We start from the raw sequence: 497 nt of genomic DNA on the forward strand, positions 1-497 counted from the left end.
AAGCTTTTTTTCTAGTTATTCTCTAAATGTAAGTATCCAGATTTCTTAATCCACTCTGAACCTGTTGATGTACGTATTTCGTATCTAACAATATAGAAATAGGTTCCAGTTGGTAATTTCCCACTTGATGAAACTCCTTTACCCTCTGCTTCTCCTCTAAATACATTCGCTGTACCATCTCCGTTTGAATCATAGTTATTAGATTCAAAGACTTTTGCACTCCATCTATTAAAGATTTGAACACTGTTGGCGTATTTGTTGATGTTCGTAATAATGAAGTAATCATTCAAGCCATCTCCGTTAGGTGAAACTGCATTATAAATCTTTAACTCAGAATTATAATCTGCATCTACTAACCCTAAAGTAAAAATCCCTGAGGCATTAACCGTCATAGGGGTTTTAACTGTTTTTGTACTAACATCTACTATTCCACCTTCATCTACCCATTTTGAACTTGCTACATCCCATCTCAAAATATGTAAGCCCTTTTTTTCTGG

At 34.6% G+C, this 497-nt stretch carries 1 protein-coding gene; it reads right to left on the bottom strand.

The features are described from left to right. Window positions 1–11: 11 nt before the first annotated feature. On the bottom strand, window positions 12–497 hold a 486-nt coding region (locus CF599_RS19340; protein ID WP_143824848.1), incomplete at its 5' end, for a gliding motility-associated C-terminal domain-containing protein.

It is taken from the genome of Myroides sp. N17-2 (assembly GCF_002286775.1).
In the GTDB taxonomy this organism is placed as follows: Bacteria; Bacteroidota; Bacteroidia; order Flavobacteriales; family Flavobacteriaceae; genus Flavobacterium.